The sequence below is a fragment of the Arthrobacter sp. C152 genome (assembly GCF_054890965.1).
The window spans coordinates 17,881-41,133 of the sequence record NZ_JBTZSU010000038.1 but is presented as its reverse complement, the minus strand read 5'-3'; the positions used below and the strand labels follow the sequence as shown (position 1 = coordinate 41,133).

Annotated in this window: 17 protein-coding genes; 7 read left to right on the top strand and 10 right to left on the bottom strand. The window is 68.2% G+C overall.

Going from position 1 to position 23,253, the window contains the following annotated elements; all coding sequences use genetic code 11:
• Positions 1-90 precede the first annotated feature (90 nt).
• Positions 91-768 carry a lipoyl(octanoyl) transferase LipB gene (gene lipB / locus ACYSM9_RS18855; RefSeq protein ID WP_461858488.1) on the bottom strand — a complete coding sequence of 226 codons (678 nt, stop codon included), beginning with the start codon at positions 766-768 and terminating at the stop codon, positions 91-93.
• A 127-nt stretch (positions 769-895) separates the two neighbouring features.
• On the opposite strand from lipB, the gene ACYSM9_RS18850 reads away from it, so the two are divergent.
• Positions 896-2,581, top strand: a complete 1,686-nt coding sequence (locus ACYSM9_RS18850; protein WP_461858486.1) for a serine/threonine-protein kinase — start codon at positions 896-898, stop codon at positions 2,579-2,581.
• A 33-nt stretch (positions 2,582-2,614) separates the two neighbouring features.
• Here the strand turns inward: ACYSM9_RS18850 and ACYSM9_RS18845 are convergent, their stop codons facing one another.
• Positions 2,615-3,520 carry a TIGR01777 family oxidoreductase gene (locus ACYSM9_RS18845; RefSeq protein WP_461858485.1) on the bottom strand — a complete coding sequence of 302 codons (906 nt, stop codon included), beginning with the start codon at positions 3,518-3,520 and terminating at the stop codon, positions 2,615-2,617.
• 73 nt (positions 3,521-3,593) lie between these two features.
• Here ACYSM9_RS18845 and ACYSM9_RS18840 point away from each other — a divergent pair, with 73 nt between their 5' ends.
• Positions 3,594-7,097, top strand: coding sequence for a S41 family peptidase (locus ACYSM9_RS18840; protein ID WP_461858484.1), 3,504 nt, complete (start codon positions 3,594-3,596; stop codon positions 7,095-7,097).
• Between the two features lie 80 nt (positions 7,098-7,177).
• Here ACYSM9_RS18840 and ACYSM9_RS18835 read toward each other — a convergent pair whose 3' ends face one another.
• The 5 genes from ACYSM9_RS18835 to ACYSM9_RS18815 all read right to left on the bottom strand — a co-directional run bounded on the left by ACYSM9_RS18835 (position 7,178) and on the right by ACYSM9_RS18815 (position 13,294).
• Entirely contained in the window at positions 7,178-7,606 is a 429-nt protein-coding gene (locus ACYSM9_RS18835) for an OsmC family protein (RefSeq protein WP_221387530.1), read from the bottom strand.
• Positions 7,607-7,746: 140 nt separating this feature from the next.
• Positions 7,747-8,100, bottom strand: a complete 354-nt coding sequence (locus tag ACYSM9_RS18830) for a hypothetical protein (protein ID WP_461858483.1) — start codon at positions 8,098-8,100, stop codon at positions 7,747-7,749.
• Between the two features lie 160 nt (positions 8,101-8,260).
• Entirely contained in the window at positions 8,261-10,012 is a 1,752-nt protein-coding gene (gene sucB / locus ACYSM9_RS18825; protein ID WP_461858482.1) for a 2-oxoglutarate dehydrogenase, E2 component, dihydrolipoamide succinyltransferase, read from the bottom strand.
• Between the two features lie 114 nt (positions 10,013-10,126).
• Positions 10,127-11,509, bottom strand: a complete 1,383-nt coding sequence (gene lpdA / locus ACYSM9_RS18820) for a dihydrolipoyl dehydrogenase (RefSeq protein ID WP_461858481.1) — start codon at positions 11,507-11,509, stop codon at positions 10,127-10,129.
• 264 nt (positions 11,510-11,773) lie between these two features.
• Positions 11,774-13,294: a leucyl aminopeptidase gene (locus tag ACYSM9_RS18815; RefSeq protein WP_461858480.1), complete on the bottom strand. Its 1,521-nt coding sequence runs from the start codon at positions 13,292-13,294 to the stop codon at positions 11,774-11,776.
• Between the two features lie 257 nt (positions 13,295-13,551).
• Between ACYSM9_RS18815 and ACYSM9_RS18810 the strand changes: the two genes are divergently transcribed.
• From ACYSM9_RS18810 to ACYSM9_RS18795, 4 genes are all read left to right on the top strand, one after another.
• Positions 13,552-14,490 carry a proteasome assembly chaperone family protein gene (locus tag ACYSM9_RS18810; RefSeq protein WP_461858479.1) on the top strand — a complete coding sequence of 313 codons (939 nt, stop codon included), beginning with the start codon at positions 13,552-13,554 and terminating at the stop codon, positions 14,488-14,490.
• 51 nt (positions 14,491-14,541) lie between these two features.
• Complete coding sequence (locus tag ACYSM9_RS18805) at positions 14,542-15,888, top strand: MFS transporter (protein ID WP_461858478.1); 1,347 nt, start codon at positions 14,542-14,544, stop codon at positions 15,886-15,888.
• Positions 15,889-16,002: 114 nt separating this feature from the next.
• Positions 16,003-17,295: a DUF4192 family protein gene (locus tag ACYSM9_RS18800; protein ID WP_461858477.1), complete on the top strand. Its 1,293-nt coding sequence runs from the start codon at positions 16,003-16,005 to the stop codon at positions 17,293-17,295.
• 302 nt (positions 17,296-17,597) lie between these two features.
• Complete coding sequence (locus ACYSM9_RS18795; protein WP_461858476.1) at positions 17,598-18,902, top strand: RNA polymerase sigma factor; 1,305 nt, start codon at positions 17,598-17,600, stop codon at positions 18,900-18,902.
• Positions 18,903-19,059: 157 nt separating this feature from the next.
• Here the strand turns inward: ACYSM9_RS18795 and ACYSM9_RS18790 are convergent, their stop codons facing one another.
• Positions 19,060-19,281, bottom strand: coding sequence for a DUF7455 domain-containing protein (locus ACYSM9_RS18790; protein ID WP_013600696.1), 222 nt, complete (start codon positions 19,279-19,281; stop codon positions 19,060-19,062).
• Positions 19,282-19,539: 258 nt separating this feature from the next.
• On the opposite strand from ACYSM9_RS18790, the gene ACYSM9_RS18785 reads away from it, so the two are divergent.
• Positions 19,540-21,648, top strand: a complete 2,109-nt coding sequence (locus ACYSM9_RS18785) for a DNA gyrase/topoisomerase IV subunit B (protein ID WP_461858475.1) — start codon at positions 19,540-19,542, stop codon at positions 21,646-21,648.
• A gap of 35 nt (positions 21,649-21,683) precedes the next feature.
• Here ACYSM9_RS18785 and ACYSM9_RS18780 read toward each other — a convergent pair whose 3' ends face one another.
• Together ACYSM9_RS18780 and ACYSM9_RS18775 are read right to left on the bottom strand one after the other, a co-directional pair.
• Positions 21,684-22,673, bottom strand: a complete 990-nt coding sequence (locus tag ACYSM9_RS18780) for a M56 family metallopeptidase (RefSeq protein ID WP_461858474.1) — start codon at positions 22,671-22,673, stop codon at positions 21,684-21,686.
• A 6-nt stretch (positions 22,674-22,679) separates the two neighbouring features.
• Positions 22,680-23,063, bottom strand: a complete 384-nt coding sequence (locus ACYSM9_RS18775; protein WP_461858473.1) for a BlaI/MecI/CopY family transcriptional regulator — start codon at positions 23,061-23,063, stop codon at positions 22,680-22,682.
• Between the last annotated feature and the right edge of the window lie 190 nt (positions 23,064-23,253).

The window sequence follows — 23,253 nt, the reverse complement described above, 5'->3', positions numbered from 1 at the left end:
TCGCCTTGATCCATTCCGGCTTGCGTTCCACCGGGATCGCAGCGTTGCGCTGCTCGATCCGCAGCATCTTCCGGCCCTCAGGTGCCAATGTCACAGTAGAGCTCCTTCAGGGCTCGAAACCAATGCTTCTTCGTGCTTGCGGAATTCCTCCACAAACCGGTCCACGATATGGGCCGGCTGGATGTCCCGGCCTGTCTCCAGGGACATGGTGGTCACCCCGGCATCGGTGATGCCGCAGGCGATGATCTGCCCGTACGGGGCGAGGTCGTTGCTGCAGTTGATGGCAACGCCATGCATGGTGACCCCGTTCAGGACACGGATGCCGATGGCGGCGATCTTGCGGTCCGGGCCCTTGGCATCAGCCTTGATCCAGACGCCGGCTCGGCCCTTGATGCGTTCAGCCTGAATGCCGTAGTCCGCCATGACGGAGATCATGATCTCTTCGAGCCGCTCGACATAGTCGCGGATGCCCGAGCGGTTCTTCAGTTTCACGATGGGGTAGGCAATCAACTGGCCGGGTCCGTGCCAGGTCAGCTTTCCGCCGCGGTCGACCGGGACGACGGGCGTCCCGTCAAACGGCCTTTCGTGCTCCTCCGTGAGCTTGCCGGCCGTGTAGACGGCGGCGTGCTCCAAAAGCAGGACGGTGCTGGGGGCAACGCCTGCGACGACTTCGTCGTGGAGTTCGCGCTGGGCATCCCAGCCGTCCATGTAATCGACGAAGTCGGGGGCAAGACCCAGCTGTGAAAACTCAAGAGTCATGGCATCCAGCTTAGTCCCCGAAGCCGCACGCTCCCGGTTTAGTGTCCAAGCTCACCGCCGGCACCCGGACGGGGGAGGCGCAGCGCCCCTGTGGATAACTTCTGCAGGCCGGGCGCGTTTCGGCTAGACATGGAGCATGGACGATTCGCAGGCCCCCGGAATTGCCGGTTACGACGTCGGGCGGCTGCTGGGCCGCGGCGGCAGCGCAGACGTGTGGCTGGCCACCGAGCAGCGGACAGGGAAGCGCGTCGCGGTGAAGTGCTTCCGGGCCGGGGCCGATGAAACGGGCAATCCCGCCGTCGGCGAGGAAGAGCTGCGGCGGGAGCTCCGGATCCTGTCGGTCCTGGACCACCCGCACCTCATCAGGGCGCACGACGCGGTCCGCGTGGACGGGCCCGGCAACGGTTTGGCACTGACCATGGATTACGCCGCCGGCGGATCGCTGGCCCAGCTGGTGCGTGCGCGCGGCAGCCTCAGCGTGGGGGAGACCGTCACTGTCCTGACTCCCATTGCCCAGGCACTTGGCTACCTCCACGGGAAGGGCTTCACGCATTCGGATGTCGCCCCCGGGAACGTGCTGTTCACCGGGCAGGGCAAACCGATGCTCTCCGATGTGGGCGTCGCCCGGATGATCGGGGACCCGGGCAGCACACTGCCCCCGGGGACCCGCGGCTTCCTGGACCCGGCGCCGGTGGATGCCGTGCGCGCCGGGCTCCAGCCCGAACGGGATGTTTACGCAGCGGCCGCCCTGGGGTGGTTCTGCCTGACGGGCGCTGCGCCCGGGCGGACCGCTGGACGGCCGCCGCTTTCCCTGCTGGTTCCCGGCGTCCCCAGGGAACTCGCCCTTGCCCTGGAAGCCGGGCTTCATGAGGACTGGCGGCAGCGTCCCACAGCCATGGCCCTGGCCACGGCCGTGTACCGCAGCGCCGCGCCGCTGCCGGTGGACCTGGCCGATGCCGTGCACCCCACAGTCATCCCCGAGCTGCTGACCCGCCGCCGCGATCGCGGGCACGAGGCTGCCGGCGGGCGCAGGGCGAAACTGCGGGGCCTGGTGCGGCGGGCTGCGACCTCCCGCCTGTCCCGGCTGGGACCGCCGGCGCGCAGCATGCCTTTTCCGCAGCCGGAACCGCCGTCTCCGCGGCCCGAAGGCATCGCCCCGGTTCGTGGAAAGCATGCTGTCTCTTACGCCCGGGTCTCCGGCGGGTCCGCAGCGCGTGCCAGGCTCCTCGCCGCCGTGCCCGTCGTGGCCGCGGCCGGGGCTGCGGTGTCGTGGCTCCTCGCGGCGCCCGGCGGTGGACCGGGGTTTCCCGCAGCGGGTCCCGGCCCTGCGCCGGCCACCACACTGGTTGCCGGTCCCGGCGGTGATGGGGAAACAGGCACCCACGGAAGACAGTCAGACGCGGCGCGTACGGATGCCGCCCTGCAGCAGGCCCGCTCGGCTGACCCGCTGCTGGCCGTGGCCGGCCTTGCCGCCCTGCGGGACCAGGCCTTCAGCAGCGGGAAGGCGGAGTTGCTGGACGCCGTGAACGCGGCCGGATCACCGGCAGCGGCGGCGGACCAGCGCATCTCCGCCGGGCTGGACAACGCGGGGCTGCGGCTGGACGGATTCGCCAGTTCGGTTTCGGCGGCAACCGTCGAGGACGGTGCAACCGGCGCCAGGGCAGTGGTCGCGCTGACCTCGGCCACCTCCGGCTACCGGACGCTGGACGCCGACGGCGCCGCCGTGGCCACAGGTGCACCCGGCCCCGCCCAACGGCTCCGGCTGGTCCTGGTGCGGGTGGACGGCCAGTGGTTGATCAGCGAGATCCATCCGGGCGCCTGAGCCGGGCCAGGATCGCCGGCCGCGCCCAGACCGCTAGCCGCGTCCGCCGTGATGCCCGGCCACCCAGCGTGCGCCGTCGTCCAGGCGATGGTGCTGCCACTGGAAACCGGCGGCGGAAAGGACGGCCGGCTCCATGCGCTGGCTGTACAGCAGGAGCTCCTCGGCCAGGCCCGGCAGCACCGTGCGGAGGACGGGGGCGGGAACACGGAACGCGGCGGGCCGGTGCAGGGCCCGGGCCAGCGCCGCCACCGTGGTGTTCACGTCCGCTTGTTCCGGGGCGGACAGGTTGACCGGGCCGGAGACCGCGGAATCGAGCAGGAAGAGGAAGGCGGCTGAAACATCGGGAAGCGTCACCCATGGCCAGAATTGGCGCCCGTTGCCGAACGGACCGCCGACCCCCAACCGCAGCAGTGGCAGCAGCCGTCCCAGGGCACCGCCGGAACGGCTGAAAACGATCCCGGTACGCGGCGTGACAACGCGCACGCCGGCGGGCGCCGCCAGCGCGGCCTGCTCCCACTCGACACAGATCTGCGCGAGGATGCCCGCGCCGGGCGGTGCGTCCTCCCGCAGGACCGTATTGCCGGCGTCACCGTAGTAGCCCGAACCGGACTGGCTGATGAACGTCTTCGGCGGCGAGTCCAGGTGCGCCATGGCCCGCACCAGGGTCCGGGTCGGCCCCAGCCGCGAACTGAACAGCTCCTCAACCCGCCTCCGGGTCCAGGGCCGGTCCCCGATCCCGGCGCCGGAAAGATTCACGACGGCGTCCGCCCCGGCAAGTGCGACCGGGTCCAGGGTTCCGGCCGCCGGGTCCCAGCGGACTTCGGCGGCGTGGGCAGGTGCCCGCCGGACCAGCCTCACCACGGAATGGCCGGCCTCGTGGAAGGCTTTGGACAGGGAACTGCCGATGAGCCCGGAGGCGCCGGCCATGACGATGCGCATGGTCCATCTCACCACGGCCGCGGCGTCCCGGCACCTCCCGCGGCGCGGGGGAGGGGTTGACTATGATCAAACGATGACCTCTTCGAGCTACCTCCGTTTTCCGCATCTGCACGGCGATCTGGTCACCTTCGTGGCCGAGGACGACGTGTGGATTGCGCCCCTGGACGGCGGGCGGGCCTGGCGCGTTTCCTCGCTCCAGCTTCCCGCCCGCAACCCCCGCTTCACCCCTGACGGCAAACGCCTGGTGTGGACAGTGGTGCAGGGAACGGCTCCGGAGGTCGTCTCAGCGCAGGTCGACGGCGGCGGCTACCGGCAGCTGACCTACTTCGGCCACAGCACCACCAGGGTGAAGGGGTTCACCGCGGCCGGCTCGGTGGTGGTCACCAGTGCTTTCCGCCAGGCGGAGAGCCGGCACACCTACGCATACAGCGTGCCGCTCGACGGCGGCTGGGCCCAGGAGCTGCCCTACGGGCCGGTGGAATCGGTGGCTTTCGGGCCGGAGGTGGGCGATGAGCGCCCCGTCGTCCTGGGAAGCGTGCTGTCCCGGGAACCGGCGTGGTGGAAGCGGTACCGCGGCGGCACCGCAGGAAAGCTGTGGATCGACTCTGACGGTAACGGCGAGTTCGAGCGCCTCCTGCCGGACCTTGACGGCAACCTCACCGACCCCCTCTGGGTGGATGGCAGGATCGCCTTCCTGTCCGATCACGAAGGCTACGGCAACCTCTACTCTGTCCTGCCCAGCGGCAAAGACCTGCGCCGCCACACCGACCACCAGGACTTTTACGTGCGGCACGCCGCCACCGACGGCAAACGGATCATCTTCGAAGCCGCGGGTGAACTGTGGGTGCTCCATGACCTCGGCTCCGACGCGGTGAAGCTGGAGATCACCCTCGGCTCTGCCTCGCAGTCCCGCCGCCCCGCGCTCCTCGACGCCGCCAAGCACCTCGGGTCGGTGGTGCCGGACGGCACCGGGGCCGCCAGCGCCGTCGAGTCCCACGGCACCATCCACTGGCTGCGGCACAAGGACGGCCCGTCCCGCATCATCGAGGCTACGCCGGGCGTGCGGGGCCGGCTGCCACGGCCGCTGGGGGACGGGCGCATTGCCTATGTGGCCGACCACGACGGCGTGGAAGCGCTGCACATCAAGGATATCGCGGCCCCTGTCCCTGCCGGCCCTGCAGCCGGCCAAGAGGCACTTGGCCGGGAGCCCGTCCCTGCCGGGACGGACCCTGCGAAGGGACCGGAAACGGTCAGGCTGCCGCAGCCGGTTCCGGCCTCGGGGGCTGCGGTGCTGCCGGGGCATAGCAGCCACGCCCCGACAGACGACGAGCAGCAGGCAGACGTGGCTCCCGAAGCGTCGGCGTCCGTTGCCGAGGCGCAGTCCGGCGCGGCGTCAGGGGGCATCAGCGTGCCCACGCCCGCGCGCGCCAGTTCGCTGGAAGCAAGCCCGGACGGCCGGTGGATAGCCATGGGCACCTCATTCGGCGACGTGCACGTGGTGGACACGCACAGCGGGGACTTCTCGCTCGTTGCGAGCATCGGTGAAGGCAGCATCGCCGAACTGGCATGGTCGGCCGACTCACGCTGGCTCGCCTGGTCGGAGCCGGTGACCTCCTTCGGTTCCCGTAGCCGGCTTCGGCTGGCCACGGTGGACAACCTGGAGGCCGACCCCGTGGACGTCACCGACGGACGGTTCCGCGACGCCTCCCCATCCTTCACCCCGGACGGAAAATTCCTGGCCTTCCTGTCCAACCGCAGCTTCGATCCCGTCTACGACGGCCACTCGTTCGATCTCTCCTTCCCCAGCCCCATCAAGCCTTACCTGGTGGCACTCGCCGCCGGCACGCCGTCGCCCTTTGGCCCGTCGGTGGATCCCGCCGGCGCCGGACCCGCGGCTGAAGCGGAGACCGGCAGCAGCGGCACGGGCGGCAGCCGGGACGACGCCGTACCCGCCGTCCAGGTGGATCCGGAGGGCCTGGCCCACCGCGTGATCACCGTTCCGGTGCCGCAGGGCAACTACAGCTCGCTGAAGACCGCCGACGGAGCCCTCCTGTGGCTCGACTCCGTCCTGGCCGGTGTCACCGGCGACGGCAAAGCCGACCAGGAGGACAAGGATGCGCGCCCCAGCCTGGTGCGCTACGACCTCACACAGCGGAAGAAGGCCACCCTGGTGGACTCGCTGGACAGCTACCGGCTCTCCGGTGACCGCAAAAAAGTGGCCGTGGTCTGCGACAAGCAGGTCACCGTGGTTCCTGCGGACGCCAAGGCCGATGAGGACTCGGGCAAGGTGGTCACGGTGGACCTCGCCCGCATCCGCGTCCTGCTGGACCCGCCCAGCGTCTGGGGCCAGGCGTTCGACGAAGCGTGGCGCCTGCAGCGCGACTTCTTCTGGACCGAGGACATGGCCGGCCAGGACTGGGAATCCATCCACGCCCGCTACCGCCCCCTGGTGGACAGGCTCGGGTCCCATGATGATCTGGTGGACCTGCTGTGGGAACTGCACGGTGAACTGGGAACGTCGCACGCCTACGTCCGCCCGGCCGCCGTGACCGAACGGGGCAGCCGGGGCCAGGGCCGGCTCGGCGCCGACCTCGCGCACACCGCCGCGGGCTGGGAAATCACCCGCATCCTGGCCGGCGAGTCCTCCGACCCCCTGGCGACCTCACCGCTGACCCGGCCGGGCGTCGGTGCCAAGGCGGGGGACATCCTGCTGGCCATCGACGGCGTCCCGCTCTCCGCCGGCGTCACGCCGGCGATGCAGCTGGTCGGCGCCGCCGGCCGCGCCGTGGAACTGACCCTCCTCAACGGCCCGGCACACGGCCCGGCCGCGGGCACCCAGCGCAGGGTCGCCGTCGTGCCCGTTAAGGATGAGGAACGGCTGCGCTACCAGGAGTGGGTGGCCGGCAACCGGCGGACTGTCCGGGAGGCCTCCAACGGCACCTTCGGCTACCTGCACATCCCGGACATGATGGCCAACGGCTGGGCGCAGCTGCACCGTGACCTTGACACAGAGACGGCACTGGACGGCCTCATTGTCGACGTCCGGCGCAACCGCGGGGGCCACACGTCCCAGCTCGTGGCCGAGCTGATCGGCCGGAAAGTGACCGGCTGGAGCATGCCCCGCGGCGAGAAGCCCCGGACGTACCCGCACCACGCACCGCGCGGACCGGTGGTCATCCTTGCCGATGAATTTGCCGGCTCGGACGGGGACATCATCACGCAGGTCTCGAAGCTGCGGGGGATCGGCCCGGTCATCGGCACCCGTACCTGGGGCGGTGTGGTGGGCATCGACAACCGCTTCGCCCTGGCCGACGGCACCGGCGTCACCCAGCCCCGCTACGCCACCTGGTTCGGCGGCGGCGTCGGCTGGAGCGTGGAGAACTACGGCGTGGATCCGGACATCGAGGTGGCGTTCCCGCCGCACGCCTATGCTGCGGGCCGGGACCCCCAGCTGGAGTACGGCATCGGGGCGCTGAAGGAAATGATCCAGGAACTGCCGACTGACCGTCCGCCGGCCCGTGAGGGTTACCGCCGCCTGCGGCCGGCCCCCCTTCCCGCGCGCCGGCAGGGAAACTGACCGGAGGGACCACAAAGGGCCCTGCCGCGCCGGAACGATCCGGCGTGGCAGGGCCCTATCTGCTGCTGACGGGTGCCGGGTCAGGACTCCAGCGTGGCGTCCATCGTGATGTCGATGCTTGCCAGTGCGCCGGAAACCGGGCAGCCCACCTTGGCTTCGCCGGCGATCTTCTGGAATTCGTCCTCCGAAATGCCCGGGACCCTGGCCGAAACGGTCAGGTGGCTGCCCGTGATGCCCGTGCCGGGAACGAACGTGACATCGGCCTTGGCGCGGACTTCCTCAGGGGTGTGCCCTGCCTTGGCGAGCTCGTTGCTGAACGCCATGGAGAAGCACGCCGCGTGGGCGGCCGCGATCAGCTCTTCCGGGCTGGTCTTGCCGTTGGCCGCTTCCGTGCGCGCCTTCCAGGTGACATCAAACGTGCCCAGGCCCGAGGTGGCCAGCGACGTGGTTCCCGCGCCCTCCGTCAGGTTGCCGTTCCATACCGCATTTGCTGAACGGGTTGCTGCCATGTTCACTCCTCACATCGATTGTCCTGGGGCCGCCATTTTCGGCTGACTGCCGGGGCCCCACCGTTGTCCATCCTAGGGATCATGCCCCACCGGCGCACGGGGTGTCCGCTGTCAGAGGATTATGACCGCAGGGATCCGTATTACTGCCAGAGGGTGGCGATGGCGACGTTCACCAGCGCCAGGCCGCCCACACCGTGCGCCAGGCCCGTGGAAACCGGCTGCCCGGTCTTGACCTTGCGGGTTCCGACGACGGCCAGGACTGCCACCACTATGGCGATGACCAGCTTGATGCCCAGCTTCGCGTAGTTGGGGTGTGCATCGGGCAGGAACGGGAGCAGGCCCATCATGGCGACACCCGTCAGGAGCTGCAGGAAGGCACCGTCACGCTGGCGCGGGTGCACGGTGGGTTCGCGCATGGTGGCGATCCAGTAGCCCACGATCATGGCCGCGCCGACGATGTGCAGGAACACCAGGAAATTGAACAGAATAGTCATGTCTCCAGCTTAGCCAGTCAGTTCTACAGCCCGTAGCACAACCACGCGGGCGACAGGACGGCCGGGATGCCTCCCCCACCGCTTAAACCACGACGGCGGCGCGGGCCGCAGGTGGGATTTCCACCGCAGGCCCGCACCGCCGTCGTCGCTGGTGCTTCGCTTAGAGACCGAGGTCCGCTTCGAAGGCGCCTTCTTCAAGGCGTGCCTTCAGGGTCTGGAGGAAGCGGCCCGCGTCCGCGCCGTCAACCAGGCGGTGGTCGTACGTCAGGGACAGGTACATCATTGAGCGGATGGCGATCGAGTCGTCACCGTTTTCGTCGGCAACAACCACTGCGCGCTTGACGATCGCGCCGGTGCCCAGGATGCCTACCTGCGGCTGGTTGATGATCGGGGTGTCGAACAGGGCCCCCACCGAACCGATGTTGGTGATGCTGAAGGTGCCGCCGGACAGTTCGTCCGGGCCGATCTTGCCGTCGCGGGTGCGGGAGGCGACGTCGGCGATCTTGCCAGCCAGGCCGGCCAGGTTCAGGTTGCCTGCGTCGGCGATGACGGGAACCAGGAGGCCCTTGTCGGTGTCGACGGCGATCGCCAGGTGCTCGGCGTTGTGGTAGGTGATCTCCTGCTTGTCCTCGTCGTACGCAGCGTTGAGCTTGGGGTGCTGCTTGAGGGCTTCGGCCACAGCCTTGGCGATGAACGGCAGGAAGGTGAGCTTGACGCCGTTCTGGGCCTGGAAGGAGTTCTTGGCCCGGGCGCGCAGCTTGGCCACCTTGGTCATGTCGACCTCGTGGACCTGGGTCAGCTGGGTGGAGACTTCCAGGGACTCGCGCATGCGGCGGGCGATGACCTGGCGGATGCGGGGAGCCTTCTGGGTGGTGCCTCGCAGCGAGGAGGCAGCCGCGCCGGACGCTGCCGGTGCGGAAGCGGCAGGTGCTGCCGCCGGGGCGGCTGCGGGTGCCGTCTTGGCCTCCGCGGCGGCGATGACGTCCTGCTTGCGGATGCGGCCGCCGACGCCGGTGCCGGAGAGGGAGGAAATGTCCACGCCGTGCTGGTTGGCGAGCTTGCGGACCAGCGGGGTGACGTAACCGGATTCGGAGCCGCCGGCCGGTGCCGCTTCCTGGGCTGCAGGCGCGGCCGGTGCCGCCGCAGGTGCCGGAGCTTCCTGCTTGGGTGCTTCCTGCTTGGGAGCTTCGGGAGCGGCGGCCGGAGCGGGAGCTTCCTGCTTGGGAGCCTCGGGAGCCGGTGCGGCCTTCGGAGCCTCGGCCGGTGCGGCGGCAGCGCCGGAGCCGATGACGGCGAGCACGGAGCCCACCTCAGCGGTTTCGTCCTCGTTGACCCGGATCTCCTGGAGGGTGCCGGCTACGGGGGACGGGATCTCGGTGTCCACCTTGTCGGTGGAAACTTCCAGCAGCGGCTCGTCGACCTCGACCGAGTCGCCGACAGCCTTGAGCCAGCGGGTCACGGTGCCTTCGGTCACGCTCTCGCCCAGTGCAGGCAGGGTGACCTCGTGGCCTTCGCCGCCGCCGGCAGCCGGGGCCTCCTGGGCGGGTGCCTCCTGGGCAGGTGCTTCCTGGGCAGGGGCTGCAGGTGCCTCTTCGGCGGGTGCTCCTTCAGCCTGTGCAGCGGGTGCCTCCTGGGCGGGAGCTGCCTCTTCGGCGGGCGCGGAGCCGCCGCCGGAGCCGTCGCCGATGCGCACCAGGGGCGCGCCGACCTCGGCGGTCTCGTCTTCCGCGACCAGGATTTCCTCAATCACGCCAGCTACAGGAGAGGGGATTTCAGTGTCTACTTTGTCGGTGGAGACTTCGAGCAGCGGCTCGTCCACCTCTACCCGGTCACCCACCTGCTTGAGCCAGCGGGTGACGGTTCCTTCGGTGACGCTCTCACCGAGGGCGGGCAAGTTAACGGATTCAGACATGTCGTCCCCGTTCTCCTTATTGATCTTTAGTGCGAATGAATGCTGCCATGCTGGAAGCCTAGTGCACCCGGTCGAAACGGCCGGGTGCACCGGGCTCGGTAATGCTGCGGGAGGCTAGCCGTGAAGCGGCTTGCCCGCCAGGGCCAGGTGGGCTTCGCCCAGGGACTCGTTCTGCGTGGGGTGGGCGTGCAGCAGCTGTGCCACATCCTCCGGGTAGGCTTCCCAGTTCACGATGAGCTGGGCTTCGCCGACCTGCTCGCCCATGCGGGCGCCGATCATGTGGACGCCCACCACGGGGCCGTCCTTCTGGCGGACCAGCTTGACCAGGCCGGACGTGCCCAGGATGGAGCTCTTGCCGTTGCCCGCAAGGTTGTATTCCTGCGTCTGCACCTGGTCGTCGCCGAACTTTTCCTTGGCAGCCTTCTCGGTGTAGCCCACGGTGGCGATCTCGGGCTCGGAGTAGGTGACCTTGGGGATGTTGATGTCCTCGACGATCACCGGCTTCAGGCCGGCGATTTCCTCGGCCACGAAGATGCCCTGCTGGTAGCCGCGGTGGGCCAGCTGGACGCCGGGGACGATGTCACCGACAGCGTAGATGTTGCCGACGCCGGTGTGCAGGCGTTCGTTGGTGATGACGAAGCCGCGGTCGATGGTGATGCCGGCTTCCTCGTAGCCCAGGTTGGCGGTCACGGGGCCGCGGCCCACGGCGACCAGGAGGAGGTCGGCCTCGAAGGTCTTGCCGTCCACCAGGGTGACCTTGACGCCGTCGTCATTCTGCTCGACGCCCTGGAAGAAGACGCCGGTGGAGAACTTGATGCCGCGCTTCTTGAAGGCCCGCTCGAAGTTCTTGACGATGGTGGCGTCCTCGTTGGGGACCAGCGAGGGCAGGCCTTCGACGATGGTGACGTCCACGCCGAAGGACTTCCACACCGAGGCGAACTCGACGCCGATGACGCCGCCGCCCAGGATGATGGCGCTCTTGGGGATGTAGTCCATGGTGAGGGCCTGGTCGGAAGTGATGACCTTGCCGCCGATTTCCAGGCCCGGAAGGGTGCGGGAGTAGGAGCCGGTGGCCAGGATGATGTTCTTGCCCTTGTAGGCGGTGCCGTTGACCACGACGGTGTCGGTGCCCTGGAGCTTGCCCTCACCCTCGATAACGGTGATGCCCTTGGACTTGATCAGGCCCTGGAGGCCCTTGTACTTGCCGGCGATGATGCCGTCCTTGTACGCGTTAACAGCGTTGATGTCGATGCTGTCGAGGGTGACGTTCACGCCGTACTTGGCGGAGTCACGGGCGTGGTCGGCCAGTTCTGCCGAGTGCAGCAGTGCCTTGGTGGGGATGCAGCCGTTGTGCAGGCAGGTGCCGCCCAGCTTGGCCTTCTCCACGAGGCCGACGGTGAGGCCCAGCTGTACCGCACGCAGCGCCGCAGCGTATCCGCCGCTGCCGCCACCGAGTACCAGGATGTCGAATTCTTGCGCAGTTGCCTGATCGGCCACTAAAACGCTCCCTCGCGTGAACGATGACGCGGTCAGCGCGCATCATCTGGTCTTGGAACTTGCACTGCCGTGATTATGTCAGCAGGGCAACTCTCTTGCATTTGTGACTACCGTGGTTCACCTTAGCGAACCACCTATCCATGCTCCACCTTGTCGCCGCGTTTGTGGAGCGCTTGTGTCCAGTGTCACGCGGCTTTGTGGCGCAGGGAGCACCCGCGCCACAAAGCCGCGCAGCACCGCGGCCGGTGGCCGGTGGCCTGTCCGTCAGGCCGCGGCCAGGATGTCCTCGACGTATGCCACCAGGGTCCGGACAGTGCATCCAGTGCCTTGCTTGTGCGTGTAGCCGTACGGGCTGCCGTTGTTGAAGGACGGTCCCGCGATGTCGATGTGCGCCCAGGGAATCTGTTCGCCCGCTTTGTCCTTACCCACGAACTCGCGCAGGAACACGGCGGCGGTCATCATGCCGCCGTGGCGTTCGCCAATATTGGCGATGTCCGCCACCTGCGAGTCCAGGCTCGGGCGCAGTTCCTCCGGCAGGGGCATGGGCCACACCAGTTCCCCGGCGCGGTCCGCGGCGGCCTTGAGCGCCCCCGTCACACTGTCCGTACCCATGACGCCCGCCGTCCGGTTGCCCAGTGCGATCAGCTGCGCGCCGGTCAGGGTGGCGACGTCGATGATGGCGTCCGGGTATTCGCCGCTGGCGGCAACGATGCCGTCAGCCATTACCAGCCGGCCTTCGGCGTCCGTGTTCAGCACCTCGACGGTCTTTCCCCCGTACATGGTCAGGACATCGGCCGGGCGCGAGGCGGCGCCCGAGGGCATGTTCTCGGCGATGCAGAGCCAGGCGGTCGCCTTCACGGGCAGGCCCAGGCCGGCAAGGGCCAGGACCGTATTAAGGACGACGGCGGCGCCCGCCATGTCGCTCTTCATGTCGCCCATGTGCAGGGCCGGCTTGATGGAGATTCCGCCGGTGTCGAAGGTGATGCCCTTTCCGACGAGCGCGATCTTCCTGGCCGCCTTGGCGGGGGAGTACTCGACCTTGACCAGGCGCGGCTGCCGGGCCGAGCCCTTGCCCACGCCCATGATGCCGCCGAAGCCTTCCTTCTCGAGGCGCTTTTCATCCCAGACCGTCACCTTGACGGGGAGCCCCTTCGCCAGGTCCTTCGCGGCGTCCGCGAACGTCTCCGGATAGAGGTGGCTCGGGGGTGTGTTGACCAGCGAACGGGTGGAGTTTACCGCCTTGGCCACCAGGCCCGCCCGCTTGAGGACGGCGTCAAGGTCCGCATTGGCGGCCACTTCCGTGAAGATCACCGCATTGCGGACCGGGTCCTTCAGCCCGTCGCTCGAGGAGCGGAACTCGGTGAAGGAGTAGGCGCCCATCGCAGCGCCTTCGGCGACCGCCGCCACGTCCTGGACGGAGGCAGTGGGAAACGCGAGCGTGACTGTAGCCAGGCCGGCGAGCTGCCGTACGGCCGATCCCGCTGCGCGGCGCAGCGTTTCGCCGGTGAGCGGCTGGCCCGCGGACACCTTGCCCACCCCGGCGAGGACCAGGATGCCGGACCCGGTTTCGGGCAGGCCGGGGAGGCGGACCAGCTGGTCGGCGGCACCCGTAACTCCGAGCGGCTTCAGGGAATCGGCCAATGCCTCGGCGGACTTGGCCGTCAGCGGGTTGTCCAGCAGGACGGGCCCGTCGGTTCCCTGCCCCACCCCGATGACCACGGCGTCGCTGGCCCCCTTCAGGCCCCGCGAGACGGTACTAAGGTTGATTTCAGTATTCTTGACCACAGGGATGAGTCCTCAATTCTCGACAACGTTCGGGCAGGGATGCATGGTGGGCGCTCTGCCATGGTGGCCCGGATCCGGCTGTTCCGGAGGCGGCCCGCGTACGTGCAGGCCCGGCTGCCAGGCCAGTTCCGATCGTAGCCCGTCACCGGCGCGGCGGGGGTATTTCCTGAGAGGTGCGCCACACCCGCTGCCGGAATGCCTGCCCGGCCGGCCGCGTTATACCTGTTGACCGCCCCTACCTCTGAAAGGAATGTGCCGTGCTTGAACGGATTTCCGGCTCGCTGCTGGACCCGGACGCGTTGTACGCGAGCAACATTGAGCTGTTCCACAGCCCGGAGCTTCGCGGGCTGAACCTGGTCATGGGGTTCACGGGCTTTGCCGACGCCGGGCACGTAGTGAAGCAGATCAACGCCGAGTTGCTGGATACGCTGGATGCCAAACCCGTCGCCGTGTTCGACGCCGACCAGCTGATCGACTACCGCTCCCGCCGCCCCCACCTCACCTTCGTCGAGGACCACCTCCAGGACTACCAGGAACCCCGCCTGGCGCTGTACCGGCTCGTGGACGGCCTCGGCAAACCCTTCCTGCTGCTGGCAGGCTTCGAGCCGGACCTGCAGTGGGAACGGTTCGCCCGCGCCGTCGTGAACATCGTCGAGCAGCTCGACGTCAACCTGGTCACCTGGATCCATTCGATCCCCATGCCGGTGCCCCATACCCGGCCCGTCGGCGTGACCGTGCACGGCAACCGGCCGGAGCTCATTGAAGGCATCTCCGTCTGGAAGCCCACCGTGGAAGTCCCCGCCGCCGTCGGCCACATCCTGGAACTGCGCCTCGTTGAAGCCGGACGCAACGTGGCCGGCTACGTCATCCACGTCCCGCACTACCTGGCCGAAGCCGAATACCCCACGGCTGCGGTCGCGGGGCTTGAATATCTTGGGGCGGCCACCTCACTGATGCTCCCCACCGACAGGCTGCGCGAGTCCGGCCGCGAAGTCAGCCGCCAGATCGCTGAGCAGATCGAGGCTTCCGAGGAAGTCCAGCAGGTGGTGTCCCGCCTGGAGACCAGGTACGACGAGAAGGCCGACGGCATGGTGCGCCGCTCGCTGCTGGCCAACGAGAACGACGAGCTTCCCGATGCCGACGTGCTTGGCGCTGCCGTAGAGGCCTACCTGGCCCGGGAGAACCCAGGGCAGTAGCTTCGGTCACAGCTCCGCGGGAATCGGGCTGCTGCCCGGCATAATGACAATGTGACTGCACCCCGCGCCTGGCTGATTTGGACCATCGGAATATTCGGATACCTGGTGGCCGTGGCGCAAAGGACGTCCTTCGGTGTAGTGGGGCTCGAGGCGACCGAGCGGTTCCACGCCACGGCGTCGGCGATCTCCTTCTTTACGGTCCTCCAGCTGCTCGTCTACGCCGGCCTCCAGATCCCCGTCGGTTTGCTCGTGGACCGGTTCGGGTCGCGCGCCATGATCGCCGGCGGCGCAATCCTCATGGGCCTCGGCCAGCTGCAGCTCGCCTTCGCCGACAGCATCCCCGGGGGTGTGGCCGGCCGTGTACTCGTCGGTGCCGGCGACGCCATGACCTTCATCTCCGTGATCCGGCTCATCCCGTTGTGGTTCGCACCCGGACGGGTGCCCCTCGTGACCCAGCTGACCGGCATGTCCGGCCAGCTGGGCCAACTGTTCAGCGTCCTGCCCTTCGCGTTCGTGCTGCACACCTCGGGCTGGACCCCGGCGTTCCTGATGCTGGCCGGAATGTCCGCGCTCGCCGTCGTGCTGGTGGTGCTGCTCCTGCAGGACGTTCCGCCGGGCACCGAACGCCCGCATGCACGGCAGGGGCTCCGGGCCACTGGTGCCTCGCTGGCCCGGGCCTGGCGACAGCCCGGAACACGGCTGGGGATGTGGAGCCACTTCACCATCCAGTTCAGCGGCACCGTGTTCGCCATGACCTGGGGTTACCCGTTCCTGATTTCCGGCCAGGGCCTGGACGCCGGAACGGTGGCGGCCCTGATGGCGCTGTACGTTGCCGCGGCCATGGCGGTGGGCCCCTTCATCGGCCGCTTCGTCTCCCGCCACCCGCTGCGCCGCTCCACCATGGTGCTGCTGATCGCCGGCGCCACCGCTGCGGCGTGGGCAGCGGTCCTGCTTCTGCCCGGCCGCGCCCCGCTGTGGCTGCTGGCCGGCCTGGTGGTGGTGCTCGCCGTCGGCGGCCCCGGGTCCATGATCGGCTTCGACTTTGCCCGGACCTTCAACCCCGCGCACCGGATCGGCACAGCCACCGGCATCGTGAACGTCGGCGGCTTCATCGCGGCACTGGTTTCGATCTTCCTGATCGGCCTGGTCCTCGACGTCCTCCACGCCACCGGATTCTCCCAGGGGGTGCTGTACGGCCTGGAGCCCTTCCGCCTGGCCCTCAGCGTCCAGTTCCTGGTGCTCGGCGCCGGCGCCGCGGCAATCGTGGCTTCCCGGCGCAAAGTGCGCCGGCAGATGGCCGCCCAAGGGATCGTGGTACCTCCGCTTCGGGCCGCCCTGGCCCGGCAGCGCCGCGAGAACCTCGCCCGCCGGCGTGAAGCTGAGCCAAGCGGGGACTGAGCCATCTCCGGCAGTATCCTGCCGGGCACGGGCACTGGTCCTCCACCGGTTCCTGTTTCCACATAGCCGAAATTCCTGCTGCCGGTGTCGGCCGTGGCCGCGGATGCTGGAGCCATGACAGCTCCTGAACGACTGACAGTCCGTGGGCCGGAGGACATTCTCGGCTTCATTCCGCATTCCCTGGGCTACTGGCCGGCATCGAGCCTGGTGGCCATGACGCTGCACGGAACCAGGCTCGGGGCAACGCTGCGCCTCGACCTGCCGGGACCGCAGGCACGGGCAGACCCCGGAGCCTATGCGCGCGCCGTCCGCCGCTACCTGGAGTCAGACCCGGAGGCGGACGGGTCGCTGCTGGCCCTTTTCGGCGGTGACTCCGGAACGGCAGTGCCGTCCGGCTACCGGCCGCTGCTGTCACGGGTGCGCTCGGTCCTGGACCGGGCCGGGATGCCGGTGCGCGATGCCTGGTATGTGGGCGACCAATACTGGCGTGACGCCTTCTGCACCGACCCATCCTGCTGCCCTTTTCCCGGCCGGCCCGTGCAGCAGATCCGCGACAGTACGCTCAATACCGAGATGGTTTACCGGGGAAGCAGCGTGGGTCCGGCGCCGCGTGCCGGACAAGCCGCTGTTCCCGCCGTTCCGGCGCTTCACCTGGCAGCAGTGCATCAGGCGGAGGCAGCATGGGAATTGGAACTTGGCAGCCGCACAGCCGACAGGACACAGTTCAACGCTGTGCTGGACTGCTGGGAGGCGCTGCTCGGGATGCCCGAAACCGAGCCATGGCTGCCGGAGGTGGAACGTGACGCGTTCCTGCGGGCCACGCTGGTGTCCACGGTCTGGCGGGACGCGGTCCTCATCCTGGCGGCGGCGGGCAGGCGGGCCGCGGAGGCCGGCGCGGAACAGTTCGGCCTGCTTGCCGACGGATCAACCGGGGGAACGGATGGACACGCCAGGTTGCCGGCTGTCCGGCCCCCGGCGGCCGGTCCTCCGCCCGGCGGGTCGATCCGGACACTGCCGGCCGGCAGGGTACCCGGCCCAGGGGAAGGGGTTGCGCGCCATACGGCCAACGCGGCCGTCCCTGGATACGGCGAGGTCCTTATGGGTGTCGCCCCGCAACTGCCCGACTGGTCCGGTCTCGACCGCCTGGACCGGATCCTGGAACACCTCGCTGCACCGGGCGGGCGTCCCGCAGCCGCGGCGTTCACCGGCCGGGGCTGGATTGCCTGGTGCCGGGGCCGGGGCTCCTACGCAGCGGCGTATCTCGGCCAGGCCTTGGAGCTTGAGCCGCAATACCGGCTGGCGGAACTGTTGCTGGAACTGGTGTCCCGCGGGGTCGTCTGCGGCTGGGCCGCACGGAAGGAGGCTGCCTGGCAGAAATTCCGGGAAGGGCCGGCCCCACAGGGATAGGGACCAGGCGCGGCCGGGTACCCGGCGGAACCACTGGCGTCGATGGCGGACTCCTGTAACGGATGGCGATGGGGGAGGCGGGATCCTGCCAAATCATGAGACAATGGATGCCGAGACCCGGTTGGGTCCGTGTATCGAGTGCCGGTAATGCATCCCGGAAGGGAACATTACAGCCGCTCCGGCAGTTGTCTTAAGTGACTCTGACGGCCGTGGTGGCGCTTGGTTTCCACCACGGACTTGACAGGGTCATAGTGGTGTTGCCCGCATGGTGATTCCACAGACCACCGCTAGAAAGGTTTTCTGTGACCCCGTCTTCCACGAAGAAGGACCCCGCCGCCCAGGACGAACTGTCCGCTGAGGACAAGGCTGCGGCCCCCGCAAAGCGGGCAGCCTCCAAGGCTGCAACGGACGGCAAGCGCGAGCCCAAGAAGCGCGGGCCCAAGCCCGGTGCCAAGGCTGCCGCCGAGGCCGCCAACAAGGCTTCCGCCGGTGACGCTGACCCGGACGAGGCCGACGACGTCGAAGAGGAATTCGACGAAAGTGCCCTCGATGGACCCGACGCGGTCGAGGACGCCGACGCGGAGACCGACACCGATGAGGAACCTGCCAAGGCCGCTGCCGGATCCGGCAAGGGCTTCGTCTACTCCGACGCCGATGACGACGACGCCCCCGTCCAGCAGGTCATGTCCGCTGGTGCCACGGCGGACCCCGTCAAGGACTATCTGAAGCAGATCGGTAAGGTCGCGCTGCTCAACGCCGAGCAGGAAGTTGACCTTGCGCTCCGGATCGAAGCGGGACTCTTCGCCGAAGAGAAGATCGCCGCCGACGACGGCTCCATGGACCCGAAGTACAAGCGCGAACTCGAATTCATCATCCACGACGGCAAGCGCGCCAAGAACCACCTGCTGGAGGCCAACCTCCGCCTCGTGGTGTCGTTGGCCAAGCGCTACACCGGCCGCGGCATGCTGTTCCTGGACCTGATCCAGGAAGGCAACCTTGGCCTGATCCGTGCCGTGGAGAAGTTCGACTACACCAAGGGCTTCAAGTTCTCCACGTACGCCACCTGGTGGATCCGCCAGGCCATCACCCGCGCCATGGCCGACCAGGCCCGCACCATCCGTATCCCGGTGCACATGGTGGAAGTCATCAACAAGCTGGCGCGTGTCCAGCGGCAGATGCTGCAGGACCTGGGCCGCGAACCCACGCCCGAGGAACTGGCCCTCGAGCTGGACATGACCCCGGAAAAGGTCGTCGAGGTCCAGAAGTACGGGCGCGAGCCGATCTCGTTGCACACGCCGCTGGGTGAGGACGGCGACTCCGAGTTCGGCGACCTGATCGAGGACTCGGAAGCCGTGGTTCCCGCGGACGCCGTGAGCTTCACCCTGCTGCAGGAGCAGCTGCACTCCGTCCTGGACACCCTGTCCGAACGGGAGGCCGGGGTCGTGGCCATGCGCTTTGGCCTGACCGACGGACAGCCGAAGACTTTAGACGAAATCGGCAAGGTCTACGGCGTGACCCGCGAACGCATCCGCCAGATCGAATCCAAGACCATGTCCAAGCTCCGCCACCCGTCCCGGTCGCAGGTGCTCCGGGACTACCTGGACTAAGTCTCCAGCGCAACGAACCAGGCCGTCCCGAACCCGCGGTGGGTCCGGGACGGCCTGGCCGTTTAACCCGTAGGTTTCACGGGCGGTGCCGTTAACGCCGGTGGGGCCCTTCCATGACGGAAGGGCCCCACCGGGTTCGGTCTTGCCGATGCCTCATCTAGTCGATCTCAACGGCAGCTTTCTCGTGAAGCTTTCCCGTTTCGTCGTGCCAGTCCGAGCTCAACGGCTTCAGCGTTGCCTCGACTGCACGCGCGTGGTGGCCGCAGAACAGCAGCTCACCGCCGGAGGACTCGAGTACAACCCGGACATACGCCTGAGCTCCGCAACGGTCGCACCGGTCCAGTGCGTTGAGTGTGCGATCTGCCACTGCTGTTGTCATATCGGCCTCCTTAGTAGATCTGTACATCTATATAACCAGCATTCGTATCCAAACCAGCGCAAGGATGGGGCAAGTTCGCTGTGCGCGTATCCACAAGGTTCGGTCAAGAATTGCCCATCCATGCCCGGCCGCGGCGGCCGTGGCGCGCTGCACACCCGCTTCCGGGTGTGGCTGGCGGCCGTGCCACGTGCCGGCGACTACCCTAGAAGGAGCGGTTTTCAGCTCCCGCTTCCACATCCCCGAAGGAGTTCAGCACCAGTGGCACCAAGCTCTGAGTACACTGCCCGGCACCTCTCCGTGCTGGAGGGCCTCGAAGCCGTCCGCAAGCGCCCGGGCATGTACATCGGCTCGACCGACTCGCGCGGCCTCATGCACTGCCTCTGGGAAATCATCGACAACTCCGTGGACGAGGCCCTGGCCGGGTTTGGCCACGACATCCGGATCATCCTGCACGCCGACAACTCCGTGGAGATCCACGACGACGGCCGCGGCATCCCGATCGACAAGGAACCCAAGACCGGGCTCACCGGCGTCGAGGTGGTCTTCACCAAGCTGCACGCCGGCGGCAAGTTCGGCGGCGGTTCCTACACCGCCTCCGGCGGCCTGCACGGCGTCGGCGCGTCCGTGGTGAATGCCCTCTCGTCGCGGCTCGACGTCGAAGTTGACCGCGGCGGCAAGACCTACCGGATGTCCTTCCGCCGGGGTGAACCGGGCAGGTTCAAGGACGCCGGCTCCCGCCTGGACCCCGCCGCGCCCTTCACTCCGTTCGTCGAGGACTCCGTCCTGGACGTCGTCGGCAAGGCCAAGCGGGGCGTCACCGGAACCCGCATCCGGTACTGGGCCGACCGGCAGATCTTCACCCCGGACGCCAAGTTCTCCTACGACGACCTCGTGGCGCGGGCCCGGCAAACCTCCTTCCTGGTGCCGGGCCTGAAACTCACCGTCCGTGATGAGCGCCGGCTTCCGGGCACCCCCGGTGAGGGCGGCCCGCATGAGGAGGTCTTCCACCACGACGGCGGCATCTCGGAGTTCGTCGAGTTCCTGGCGGCCGATCCTGCCGTCACCGACGTCTGGCGGCTCCACGGTTCGGGCAAGTTCAAAGAAACGGTCCCCGTCCTGGACGAGCGCGGGCAAAGCCAGCTCGCCGAAGTGGAGCGCGACTGCGAGGTGGATGTGGCGCTGCGCTGGGGCATCGGCTATGACAGCACGGTCCGGAGCTTCGTCAACATCATCGCCACCCCCAAGGGCGGCACCCACCAGTCCGGCTTCGAGCAGGCCCTGGTGAAGACGTTCCGCAAGGCGGTGGAAAGCAACGCCCGCAAGCTCAAGGCCGGCAATGACAAGATCGAGAAGGACGACATCTTCGCCGGCCTCACGGCGGTCCTGACCGTCCGCCTCGCCGAGCCGCAGTTCGAGGGGCAGACGAAGGAAATCCTGGGCACCTCCGCGGTCCGCGCCATCGTCGCCAAGGTGGTGGAGCGTGAAATCGCCGCCAAGCTCGGCTCGTCCAACAAGAACGACAAAGCCCAGTCCTCGCTCCTCCTGGAAAAAATCGTCAACGAGATGAAGTCGCGCATCTCGGCGCGCGTGCACAAGGAGACCCAGCGCCGCAAGAATGCGCTCGAAACCTCCTCGATGCCCACCAAGCTCGCCGACTGCCGGACGGACGACGTCGAACGTTCCGAACTGTTCATCGTGGAAGGTGACTCCGCGCTCGGAACCGCAAAGCTGGCCCGCTCCTCCGACTTCCAGGCGCTGCTGCCGATCCGCGGCAAGATCCTCAACGTCCAGAAGGCGTCGGTGGGGGACATGCTCTCCAACGCCGAGTGCGCTGCCCTGATCCAGGTGGTGGGCGCCGGATCGGGCCGGAGCTTCGACATCGGCGCCGCCCGGTACGGCAAGGTCATCCTCATGACCGACGCCGATGTGGACGGCGCGCACATCCGCACCCTGCTCCTGACGCTGTTCTTCCGGTACATGCGGCCCATGATCCTCGAGGGCAGGGTGTTCGCCGCGGTCCCGCCGCTGCACCGGGTGGAGGTCATCAACGCCGGCCAGAAGGCCAACGAGATGATCTACACGTATTCGGAGGCCGAACTGCACGTGCTCCTGGCCCGCCTGGCCAAGGAAGGCAAGCGGTACAAGGAACCCATCCAGCGGTACAAGGGCCTCGGTGAAATGGATGCCGAGCAGCTGGCCGAGACCACCATGGATCCGCGCCACCGCACCCTGCGGAAGGTGGGGATCGAAAACGCCCAGCAGGCGGAGGAAATCTTCGACCTGCTGATGGGTTCCGACGTGAGCCCGCGCAAGGACTTCATCATCGCCGGGGCCTCCAGCCTGGACCGGGAGCGTATCGACGCTTGACGGCGTAGGTCGGAACAGCGTACGACGGCGGAAGTTCAGTCGAGCAGGCCGGGAACCACCAGCAGGGCAGTAGGCAGCGCCAGCAGCAGGATGGAGCAGGCGAGCACGAGGCTGCGGACGGCGGCAGGGAGCGGAGGCTGGGGGGACAGCAGGCGGCTGACCCGCGAAGCCGTGGTCCGGACGGCGTCCGCACCCGGACCGCCCGGCCCGGGCTCAAGGCCCGACAGGGCAAGCCCGGGAGAGGCCGGCCGGAGTTCGGCAGCGGCATTACCTGCGGAACCGCTGGCGACGATGGCGATGGCCTTGATGAGCGTTGCCTTGCTCTCGGTCTTCAAGGCGACGTCGTCGGCCAGCATCTCAATCAGGGAGTTGACGGATTCCTGCGCCAGCCGGGTGGTGGGAAGCCACGGCAGCGCCTGCCGCCAGGCCGCGAAGGCCCAGAGGAGCAGGTGGTGCCGCTGGCTGAGGTGGGCGTTTTCGTGGCTGAGGACGGCCCGCAGTTCCGCCGGTTCGAGGGCTGCCATGAGTCCATCGGACAGGACAGTCACGGAGCGGGCGCCGCCGGGGAGGCAGTAGGCCACGGGGGAGTCGTGGCTGATGACCAGCGTTCCCGCGTCCTGGCCGGCCGGCGAAGCGAGCAGGGCAAGCAGTTCGCGGTGCCGCCGGCGCTGCCGCTGGATCTTGTAGTAGGTCAGCAGCAGGGTAAAGACGAGGTGGGCTGTCAGCAGGGCCGCGGCTGACAGAGCGAAGATATGCCAAAACCCGAGCGCGGTGGTGGGGGCGTTGAAGAGCACCATGGCCGCCAGGGCCCGGAGCCCGGCGATCAGGTTGTCCCCGACCGGTTCCAGGCCGTAGACCAGCATGGCGCCGATCATGGACAACCCGCCGGCGAGTGCAATTGCCTGCCAGAGGAGCATCGCCGTAAAGGGCGACCGCGCGGGCCACTGTGCACGCGACAGGAGAACCGGGACCGGCCAGGCCAGGATTATTGCAAGGACCGCCAGCAGGTATGAGGCCCAGAACATGGTCCGCTACGCGTGGCCAAGCAGTTTGCGCAGTGTTTCGGCCTCACCCTCGGAGACGGATCCAATGAAGCGCGCCAGCACGGCTTCACGGTCGGGGGCGGAGCCCAGGACCTCGTGCATGAGTTCGGCGGTGTGGTCCGCCCGGCTGGACACGGCCTGGTACCGGTGCGGCCGGGTGCCGCGTTCGCGCTCCACCAGGCCCTTCTTTTCCAGCCGCGAGAGCACGGTCAGCACGGTGGTGACGGCCAGTTCCTTGCCCTCGTGGCCGGAGCCGCCCTGCGCCGCCGACGTCCGGGCCAGCTGGTCCCTCAGGGTGTTGGCTGTAGCCGCTTCCTGGGCCGCCCAGAGCAGGTCCATTACTGCCCGTTCCAGTTCACCAAGACTAGCCATCGCACTTTTCCTTTGTATCCCCGCACCGGACGCCTTCCAGCGCCGGTGACTTCACGCGGTTGTTCAACTACACAACTAAATTTACCCGGAAACCGTCCGACTTTCTACACCGGGTAGAACATATGGCGCGTTGCGGCCGGAAGCGCCATCCTTGGAAGGGGGCCAGGTTTGCCGCCCGGCCATCGTGTTC